Origin of the sequence: Rhodopseudomonas sp. BR0C11, from assembly GCF_010820945.1 — a bacterium.
GTDB lineage: Bacteria > Pseudomonadota > Alphaproteobacteria > Rhizobiales > Xanthobacteraceae > Rhodopseudomonas > Rhodopseudomonas palustris_H.
Genome location: NZ_QTKI01000199.1, coordinates 1 through 8,484, shown reverse-complemented (window position 1 = coordinate 8,484; position 8,484 = coordinate 1). Strand labels below are relative to the sequence as shown.

At 63.6% G+C, this 8,484-nt stretch carries 10 protein-coding genes; all 10 read right to left on the bottom strand.

Annotated features, from left to right (window positions below; translation table 11 throughout):
- On the bottom strand, positions 1 to 129 hold a 129-nt coding region (locus DYI24_RS28345), incomplete at its 3' end, for a heavy metal-associated domain-containing protein (protein ID WP_164572951.1).
- A gap of 34 nt (positions 130 to 163) precedes the next feature.
- On the bottom strand, positions 164 to 664 hold the full coding sequence (locus DYI24_RS15695) for a FixH family protein (protein ID WP_107346359.1): 501 nt from the start codon (positions 662 to 664) through the stop codon (positions 164 to 166).
- Between the two features lie 19 nt (positions 665 to 683).
- Positions 684 to 2,141 carry a cytochrome c oxidase accessory protein CcoG gene (ccoG, locus tag DYI24_RS15690; protein ID WP_107353669.1) on the bottom strand — a complete coding sequence of 486 codons (1,458 nt, stop codon included), beginning with the start codon at positions 2,139 to 2,141 and terminating at the stop codon, positions 684 to 686.
- 116 nt (positions 2,142 to 2,257) lie between these two features.
- Positions 2,258 to 3,139, bottom strand: a complete 882-nt coding sequence (ccoP, locus tag DYI24_RS15685; protein WP_011155587.1) for a cytochrome-c oxidase, cbb3-type subunit III — start codon at positions 3,137 to 3,139, stop codon at positions 2,258 to 2,260.
- Between the two features lie 7 nt (positions 3,140 to 3,146).
- Positions 3,147 to 3,311, bottom strand: a complete 165-nt coding sequence (locus DYI24_RS15680) for a cbb3-type cytochrome oxidase subunit 3 (RefSeq protein WP_011155588.1) — start codon at positions 3,309 to 3,311, stop codon at positions 3,147 to 3,149.
- Positions 3,312 to 3,320: 9 nt separating this feature from the next.
- A complete protein-coding gene (gene ccoO / locus DYI24_RS15675; RefSeq protein WP_164572950.1) occupies positions 3,321 to 4,055 on the bottom strand; it encodes a cytochrome-c oxidase, cbb3-type subunit II in 735 nt (244 codons plus the stop codon).
- 12 nt (positions 4,056 to 4,067) lie between these two features.
- The gene (gene ccoN / locus DYI24_RS15670; RefSeq protein ID WP_107342297.1) at positions 4,068 to 5,714 is read right to left on the bottom strand and encodes a cytochrome-c oxidase, cbb3-type subunit I; all 1,647 of its coding nucleotides are present in this window, start codon (positions 5,712 to 5,714) and stop codon (positions 4,068 to 4,070) included.
- A gap of 312 nt (positions 5,715 to 6,026) precedes the next feature.
- The gene (gene panE, locus DYI24_RS15665; RefSeq protein ID WP_164572949.1) at positions 6,027 to 6,947 is read right to left on the bottom strand and encodes a 2-dehydropantoate 2-reductase; all 921 of its coding nucleotides are present in this window, start codon (positions 6,945 to 6,947) and stop codon (positions 6,027 to 6,029) included.
- Between the two features lie 72 nt (positions 6,948 to 7,019).
- Positions 7,020 to 7,757 (bottom strand): SDR family oxidoreductase, encoded by a 738-nt coding sequence (locus DYI24_RS15660; protein ID WP_164572948.1) that lies wholly within the window; start codon positions 7,755 to 7,757, stop codon positions 7,020 to 7,022.
- Positions 7,758 to 7,877: 120 nt separating this feature from the next.
- Positions 7,878 to 8,480, bottom strand: a complete 603-nt coding sequence (locus DYI24_RS15655) for a 2-hydroxychromene-2-carboxylate isomerase (protein WP_164572952.1) — start codon at positions 8,478 to 8,480, stop codon at positions 7,878 to 7,880.
- Between the last annotated feature and the right edge of the window lie 4 nt (positions 8,481 to 8,484).

Below are 8,484 nucleotides of genomic sequence, written 5' to 3'. Positions count from 1 at the left end.
CGACTGCAGGCCGCGCTCGATCTTGGCCATGCAACTGGCACAGTGAACGCCCTCTACGGCGAGGTCGAGATGCGCGATCCGGCCGTCGACGTCTTTGACGTAGTGAGAGAAATCCCGCGTCTGCAGCATTCGGCGATCCTCGTCACGCCTGCCGGATCGGCGCTTAGTTCAACAGCAGCTTGTTCTTGGAGAGGAACATGCGAACACCGCCCTGATCCCCTTCCAGAACCAGATCCCAACGGCCCGGCAGCACGCCATTGGCGTCGCCGCGGTACACGCCGCTGCCTACCTCCGCGAGCGCAACCTCGCGGTCGTAGCGCTTGTCGGACGGCCGCTCCAGCCGGCCGAAGAAATTCAGACCGGCCAGCGGCAGGCCGGCCTTGTCGCGGGCCTCGACCTGCAGCACGGCGGCGCCATCGGGCTTGCGCTCGACCTTGGCTTCGACCTTCCAGCCGCGCTGATCCTGATCACGCGCGGCTGCGATCTCACGCTCGTAAGCGAGGCTGGCGGCGTAGGCGCTGTCGACCTCGGTGCCCGGCAGCGTCTTGATCGCCAGCGTCATCATCAGTCCGTTGACGCCGAACACGATGCCGAAGAACGCCACCAGGACGGCGAGAACGACTTTGCCGGTGAGAGGACGCGGCGATGATTGCGAACGGCTCATCATAAGGCTCCGGTTCGGATCAGGGCGTGACAAAGACGTCCTTGGTGGAAGCGACCTCGCCCAGCCCGATATCGGTGACATGGAAGGTCACCGGCACCGACTGCGGCACGTCATCGTTTGCGTTGGAGTCGACCAGCACCCGCAGCTCGGTGGTGGTGTCGCGACCGAGGATGATCATCGGACGGGCCGGGGTGATCGAGTCCGCACCGACGATATGGATCATCGCATTCGGCGGACCTTCGACGTCGACCGCCACCACGCGGTCGAAGCCGCGCTTGTTGAGGAAGCGGATGGTGTAACCGTTGCGCACCGAGCCGTCGGACAGCCGCACCGCGACCGGGTTGCGGTCGTGCAGGACGTTGACGTCGAGCAGGCTACGGTTCGCCAGCTTGTAAACCATCGCACCACCGATCGCGACGATGATCAGCGAGTAGATCACGGTACGGGCGCGGACCGGCTTGAAGACCTCCGGCTTGCCCTCCATCCGGCGATGGATGTTGATGTCGTTGTCATAGCCGATCAGCCGGGTCGGGCGGCCGATCTTCTTCATCACGTTGTCGCAGGCGTCGATGCACAGGCCGCACTGGATACAGTCGAGCTGCGGTCCGTTGCGGATGTCGATGCCGGTCGGGCACACGGCGACGCACTGGTTGCAGTCGACGCAATCGCCGACCGGCTCGCCGATCGCGCGGAGCTGCGCCGCCTTTTTGAGCGACGAACGCTTCTCGCCGCGGTCGTACTTATAGGTGACGTTGAGCGCCCACTCGTCGGTCAGCGCCGCCTGAATGCGCGGCCACGGGCACATATAGACGCAGACCTGCTCCCGCATGAAGCCGGCCAGCGTGTAGGTGGTGAAGGTGAGGATGCCGATCCAGATATACGCCACCATCGGCGCGTCGAAGGTGACCAGCTCCTTGATCAGGGTCGGAGCGTCGGCGAAGTACAGAACCCAGGCGCCGCCGGTCCACCACGCGATCATCAGCCAGATCGAGTGCTTGAGCGCGAGTTCCGCGGCGCGCTGCATCTTGAAGCCTTCGCCGGCCTTGCGCATCCGCTCGCGGCGATCGCCCTCGACGAACCGCTCGACCGCGTAGAACAGATCGGTCCAAACCGTCTGCGGGCAGAGATAGCCGCACCACACCCGGCCGCCGAGCGCGTTCATCAGGAACAGTACGATAGCGGCGACGATCAACAGGCCGGTGAAGTAATAGATTTCCTGCGGCCACAGCTCGATGGCGAAGAAGTAGAACCGGTTATTGGCGAGGTCGATCAGCACCGCCTGATCGGGGGCGCCGAGACCGCGGTTCCATCGCACGAAGGGCAAAAAGTAATAGATCCCGAGGCAGACCGCCATCAGGATCCATTTGGTTCGCCGGAACGGGCCGGATACGCTTTGGGGGAAGATTTTCTTTTGGGCCGTGTACAGCGGTCCGTCGTCGTCCGGCTGCAGGTCCGTCGCGCGCAGGGGCTTGTTCATATCGAGGGTTCTTTTCCACTTCTTCTATCGTCGAGCGCAAGCTCAATTCCGGGCGCGCAGATCACAACCTCGCGTGTCCCCCAACACACAAGGTTCTGCGCGCCCGCGAGCGTCGGCTATTTGCCGCCGCCGAGCGAGTGGACGTACACCGCCATCGCCTTGATGGTGGTGGGATCGAGGCGACCGATCCACGCCGGCATCACGCCGCCGCGGCCGTTGGTGATCGTCTCGATGATGGTGGCTTCGTCACCACCGTACAGCCAGATCTTATCCGTCAGGTTGGGCGCACCAAGTTCGGGATTGCCCTTGGCGTCTTCACCGTGACAGGCAACGCAGTTCTCCGCGAAGATCTGCTTGCCGGCCGCCAGATCGACGCCCGGACGGGTCGACTGGCCCGACAGCGAACGAACGAAGTTGGCGACCTGAACGATCTGGTCCTTGGTCAGCGTGCCGTCCTTGCCGAACGCCAGCATGTTGCCCATGTGGCCTTCGTCGTTACCGGAGCGCGCGCCGTACTTGATGGTCTTTTCGATTTGCTCGAGGGAACCGCCCCACAGCCAATCGTCGTCGTTGAGGTTCGGGAAGCCCTTGCCGCCGGCAGCGCCCGAGCCGTGGCACGGGGCGCAATTGTCGCCGAACACCACCTTGCCCTTGGCGCGGGCCAGAGCAAGCAGTGCCGGGTTCTTCTCGATTTCTTCGAGCGAGGCAGTCGCCAGCGCCTGCATCTTCTCGCCGCGAACCTGGTTGAGCTTGGCGAGATCGACGTCGAGCTCGGCGCGCGAGGAGTAACCGAACAGGCCGCGGGTGTAGCCGTTCATCAGCGGCCACGCCGGATAGACGATGAAGTAGCCGATCGACCAGATGATGGTGGCGTAGAAGGTCCAGATCCACCACCGCGGCAGCGGCGTGTTCAGTTCCTGGATGCCGTCCCACTCATGGCCGGTCGTGGCCGTGCCGGTGACTTTGTCGATTTCGCCGTGATGTGCATGGTCAGCCATGGTCGTCTCAGTCCTCTCGAAGCGGCATCTGGGCGGCCTCGTCGAACGCCTCTTTGTTTTTCGGCCAGAGCGCATACACCACGATGGCGACGAAGATGGCCATGAACAGCGGCGTCCACCATGTCGTGACGAGACTGGACGCGATGTTGTCGAAGTAGATGATCGCTTTCATGTCGCCGCCTCAGCGAAGGTTCGCTTTTTCGTCGTACAGTTTGAAGTCGACCAGGGTACCGAGCATCTGCAGGTACGAGACCAGCGCGTCGAGTTCGGTCGGGTCACCCGGTTGGCCGTCGAAGTTGCGCACCACCGCCTTGGGGTAGCGCTTCTGCAGATCGGCCGCGTCGGCGCCTTCCGGATCGACCTGCGCCTTGGCGTCGGCCGCCGCCTTGGCGATGTCCTCGTCGCTGTAAGGCACGCCGAGGGTGCGGTTGGTCTTGAGGTGATCCGACAGGCTGGCGAGATCGACCTTGCTGTTGGCGAGGAACGCGTAGTTCGGCATCACCGACTGCGGCACGATCGAACGCGGGTTCTTCAGATGCGCGACGTGCCAATCGTCGGAGTACTTGCCGCCGACCCGGGCGAGATCCGGACCGGTACGCTTGGAACCCCACTGGAACGGATGGTCGTACATCGACTCCGCGGCCAGCGAGTAATGGCCGTAACGCTCGGTCTCGTCACGCAGCGGACGGATCATCTGCGAGTGGCACAGATAGCAGCCCTCGCGGATGTAGATGTTGCGGCCTGCCAGTTCGAGCGGGGTGTAAGGACGCACCCCGTCGACCTTTTCGATGGTGCTCTTGAGGTAGAACAGCGGAGTGATTTCGACGAGACCACCAATCGCGATCACGAGCAGGATGCCGACGATCAGGACGACCGAGTTGGTCTCGAAGATCTTGTGCCGAGCCCAGATTGACATTGTTTGCTCTCCTTACTCGGCAGGCTGCAGGGCGACGCGAGGCTGAGCCTCGGACCGTTCGCCGACGCGGACGGTCATCCAGAGGTTGTAGGCCATGATCAGCGCGCCGATCAGGAACAGGCCGCCGCCGGCGGCGCGGATGGCATAGAAGGGGTGCATCGCTTCGACCGACTCGATGAACGAGTATTCGAGGAAGCCGAGCGACGTGTAAGCACGCCACATCAGACCTTGCAGGATGCCCGACACCCACATCGCCGAGATGTAGAGGACGATGCCGAGGGTCGCGATCCAGAAGTGCCAGTTCACCAGGCGGATGCTGTAGAGCTGCTTGCGGCCCCAGACCCACGGCACCAGGCAGTACAGCGCGCCGAAGGAGACGAAGCCGACCCAGCCGAGCGCGCCGGAGTGGACGTGACCGACGGTCCAGTCGGTGTAGTGGCTGAGCGAGTTGACCGCCTTAATCGCCATCATCGGACCTTCGAAGGTCGACATGCCGTAGAAGGCGACCGACACCACCATCATGCGCAGCACGGGGTCGGTGCGGAGCTTGTCCCAGGCGCCCGACAGCGTCATCAGGCCGTTGATCATGCCGCCCCATGAGGGCATCCACAGCATGATCGAGAAGGTCATGCCCAGCGTCTGCGTCCAGTCGGGCAGCGCGGTGTAGTGCAGGTGGTGCGGACCGGCCCAGATGTACAGGAAGATCAGCGCCCAGAAGTGGATGATCGACAGCCGGTAGGAATAGACCGGCCGCTCAGCCCGCTTCGGGATGAAGTAGTACATGATGGCCAGGAAGCCGGCGGTGAGGAAGAAGCCGACCGCGTTGTGGCCGTACCACCACTGGAACATCGCGTCCTGCACGCCCGACCAGGCGATGTAGGACTTCGAGCCGAGGAAGCTGACCGGCAGAGTCGGGTTGTTGCCGAGGTGCAGCACCGCGATGGTGATGATGAAGGCGAGATAGAACCAGTTCGCCACGTAGATGTGGGGTTCCTTGCGCTTCATCAGGGTGGCCAGGAACACCAGCAAATAGGTGACCCAGACGATGGTCAGCCACAGGTCGGCGTACCATTCCGGCTCGGCGTATTCCTTCGACTGGGTGACGCCGAGCAGATAGCCCGTGCCCGCGATGACGATGAAGAAGTTGTAGCCGATTGCCACGAACCACGGCGCGAGGTCACCGGCGAGCCGGGCCCGGGTGGTCTTCTGCACCACGTAGAACGAGGTCGCCAGCAGCACGTTGCCGCCGAACGCGAAGATCACCGCCGAAGTGTGCAGCGGACGAAGCCGGCCGAAATTGACCCACTGGGCGATGTTCAGGCCCGGATAGGCGAGTTCCAGGGCGATGTAGAGGCCGGCCGAGAAACCGGCGATGCCCCAAAACATTGCCATAAAGGAAAGGAACTTTATCGGCCCGAGATTGTAATTCGGAGCGCCGTTGATTTCCTGCGGCGGCAGGCCCGAACGGCTGCGATGCCGAACGATGATCGCGAACACCGCCCAGGCGCTGAACGCGGCCGCGAGCGCGGCATGAAATGCGAAGGGAGCATCCTTGGCGTAGATCGCCGCGTAGATGGACAGGATCGTGGTCAATGCGAACACGACCGTGAGACCACCCTCGCCAAGGGTGATCCGCTTCGAATTCAGGGCTTGATTCATCTGATCAATCTTTTCTTCGGCGGGCAGGTGACTGCACCATCCCCGGTTTCGGGACCGCACGTTTGATTGAAATCAAAATGCCCAAATTTGCGCCACGACGACGCGCGTTTTGTGCGGTGCGATCGACACTTGCTGCTTTTCGATGAAATGCCTCGAAATTGCAAGAACCATCGCGACTTGCGCGGGCTGCCCTCGGCTGCGTACGAGGACGGACGAACACCCCAAATGGAACGTTCGACCAAAGAATGAGGCGTCGCTCAGCGAATGACTTTCATTCGCTTCCGCAGTGCGGGAAAACCAGTCTGACGGTCGTCAGGGACGACGCCGTTCATAGGTCTTGAGGTGGGTGTAGATCACCCGCAGCCGTGGCACCGGAACCTTCGCCTCATCGGCACGGACGATGAGGTCGCCGATGACGTGATCGGCTTCGATCCGGGCGCCGGCCTGGATGTCGCGAAACATCGAAGCCGTCAGCGTCGAGCCTTCGGCGAGCAGCATGCCGCGGGTGCGTTCGACCGAGGCTTGGCGCGGCCCATGGCCGGCCGCCGCCGCAATCGTGGTGATCTCGTCGAACACCCCGAGCATGAAGTCGGCGCCGCCCGGCGCGGCGAGAATGTCGCCGACCGCGCCCCGCATCAGTGAGGTCGATCCGGCGAGCGTCGCCAGAAACACCCACTTCTCCCACATCTCCTGCATGATCACCGGCGAGGCGTTGACGCCGAAGTCGCAGCCGCCGAGCGCGGCGGCGATCTGCGTCACGCGCTCCGACATCGCGCCGTCACGCTCGCCGAAGGTGATCGCACTCATCGGCGCGAGCTGGACGACATGGCGCTGCGCATCGAGCGTCGCCGCAATCACGCATTGGCCGCCGAGCACGCGGTCGCGGCCGAATGCAGAGTCCAGCACATCGAGATGCTTCATGCCGTTGAGCAGCGGCAGAATCGTCGTTTGAGCCCCGACACCACCCCGGAACGACGCGATCGCGTCGTCGAGGTCGAATGCTTTGCAGCTCAGCACCACCAAATCGTAGTCGGGAGCGAGCGCCGAAGCTTGCAGCGCAGGCGGATTTGCGATTCTCGCGTCGCCGTGCGGGCTCTTGATCACCAGCCCGTCGCGGGCCAGTTCCGCCGCACGGCCCGGCCGCACCAGAAACGTGACGTCACGGCCGACCTGCAGCAGGCGCCCGCCGAAATACCCGCCGATCGCGCCGGCACCAACGATCAGAATCCGCATCACGTCCTCCCAAATTTTCGCGAGTCTTAGCCGGATCGCGCAGCCGCTACGAGCGCGATGCCGGCATACCCCTCACCACTTCTCGCCGTAGGGACGGATTTCCATCTCGAACGTCCAGGCGCTCTTCGGCTGCTGATAGAGCTGCCAGTAAGCACCGGCGACCGCCGCCGGCGGCATCAGCAGATCCGGGTTGGCGAGCGCATCCTTGCCGAAGATCTGCGCGCGGCGCTCGCGGACCCAGGCGGTGTCGACGCCGGAATCGATGATCAGATGCGCCACATGGATATTCTTCGGCATCAGCTCACGCGCCATCGACTGCGCCACCGCGCGGAGCGCGAATTTGGCGGAGGCGAACGCCGCAAAGCCTGAACCGCCGCGCAGCGACGCGGTCGCGCCGGTGAAGAAGATCTTGCCCTGCCCGCGCGCCAGCATCAGCCGCGCCGACTCCCGTCCCGACACAAAGCCGGCCCAGCACGCCATCTCCCACACTTTTCGAAACACCCGATCGGTCGTCTCCAGGATCGGGAAATTGACGTTGGCGCCGACGTTGAAGATCGTCACCTCGAGCGGCGCGTGGGCGTCGGCGTCGTTCAGGAACGCCGTCACCTCGTCTTCTTGGCGCGCATCGAGCGAGCGCGCGACGATGCGGCCGCCGGCCGCCTCGATCTCCGCCACCAGCGGCGCAAGCTTCTCGCCGTTGCGCCGGCCGGCGAACACCGTGAAGCCCTCGGCGGCAAACTTCTTGGCGATCTCCGCCCCGATGTAATCGCCGGCTCCGATCACCGCGACAGTTGCGTTGCGTGGCGTCATGCTGGCGTCTCCCTCAAGCCCGTCATTGCGAGCGAAGCGAAGCAATCCACCGTCTCAGCACGGAGCGACTGGATTGCGTCGTCGCTTCGCTCCTCGCAATGACGGGAGAGATCGTTGAAGCTAGCCGTACATCTCTTCGACGTCGCGGAGCTGTTCCTTGCCGAAGAACATCTCGGTGCCGACGAAGAAGGTCGGCGAGCCGAACGCGCCGCGCTGGACAGCGTCTTCGGTATTGGCGATCAGCTTCGCCTTCACCTCCGGCTGCTGCGCGCGGGTCAGCAGCGCCTTGCCGTCGAGCCCCGACGACGACAGCGCCGCCGCTGCGACGTCGAGATCGTCCATCTTCTTCGGCTCCACCCACATATGGTGGAACGCGGCCTCGACGTATTGGTCGAACACGCCGTCGAGCTGCGCCGCGACCGCGGCGCGCATCAGGTTGAGGGTGTTGACCGGAAAATGCGGATTCCAGACATACGGCTTCACCGCGTAGCGCCTGAGGAAGCGCTCGGTTTCCACCGTGAGGAATTCGCGCTTGTTCTTGATCCCGGCCAGCGTCTCCGCCGGAGACTTGTTGTTGGTCGCCTTGAAGATACCGCCGAGCAGCACCGGCACGTAGTCGAACTTGACGCCGATCCGCCGCTCGATCGCCGGGATTGCCTCGTGGGCGAGGAAAGCGTTGGGACTGCCGAAGTCGAACAGGAATTGCGGGGCGGGCTGGGTCATGATC

Excerpts from the sequence above, each read along its gene's own strand:
- DYI24_RS15695 (WP_107346359.1), bottom strand. The coding sequence starts at position 664 with ATGAGCCGTTCGCAATCATCGCCGCGTCCTCTCACCGGCAAAGTCGTT.
- ccoG (WP_107353669.1), bottom strand. The coding sequence starts at position 2,141 with ATGAACAAGCCCCTGCGCGCGACGGACCTGCAGCCGGACGACGACGGA.
- ccoP (WP_011155587.1), bottom strand. The coding sequence starts at position 3,139 with ATGGCTGACCATGCACATCACGGCGAAATCGACAAAGTCACCGGCACG.
- DYI24_RS15680 (WP_011155588.1), bottom strand. The coding sequence starts at position 3,311 with ATGAAAGCGATCATCTACTTCGACAACATCGCGTCCAGTCTCGTCACG.
- ccoO (WP_164572950.1), bottom strand. The coding sequence starts at position 4,055 with ATGTCAATCTGGGCTCGGCACAAGATCTTCGAGACCAACTCGGTCGTC.
- ccoN (WP_107342297.1), bottom strand. The coding sequence starts at position 5,714 with ATGAATCAAGCCCTGAATTCGAAGCGGATCACCCTTGGCGAGGGTGGT.
- panE (WP_164572949.1), bottom strand. The coding sequence starts at position 6,947 with ATGCGGATTCTGATCGTTGGTGCCGGCGCGATCGGCGGGTATTTCGGC.
- DYI24_RS15660 (WP_164572948.1), bottom strand. The coding sequence starts at position 7,757 with ATGACGCCACGCAACGCAACTGTCGCGGTGATCGGAGCCGGCGATTAC.
- DYI24_RS15655 (WP_164572952.1), bottom strand. The coding sequence starts at position 8,480 with ATGACCCAGCCCGCCCCGCAATTCCTGTTCGACTTCGGCAGTCCCAAC.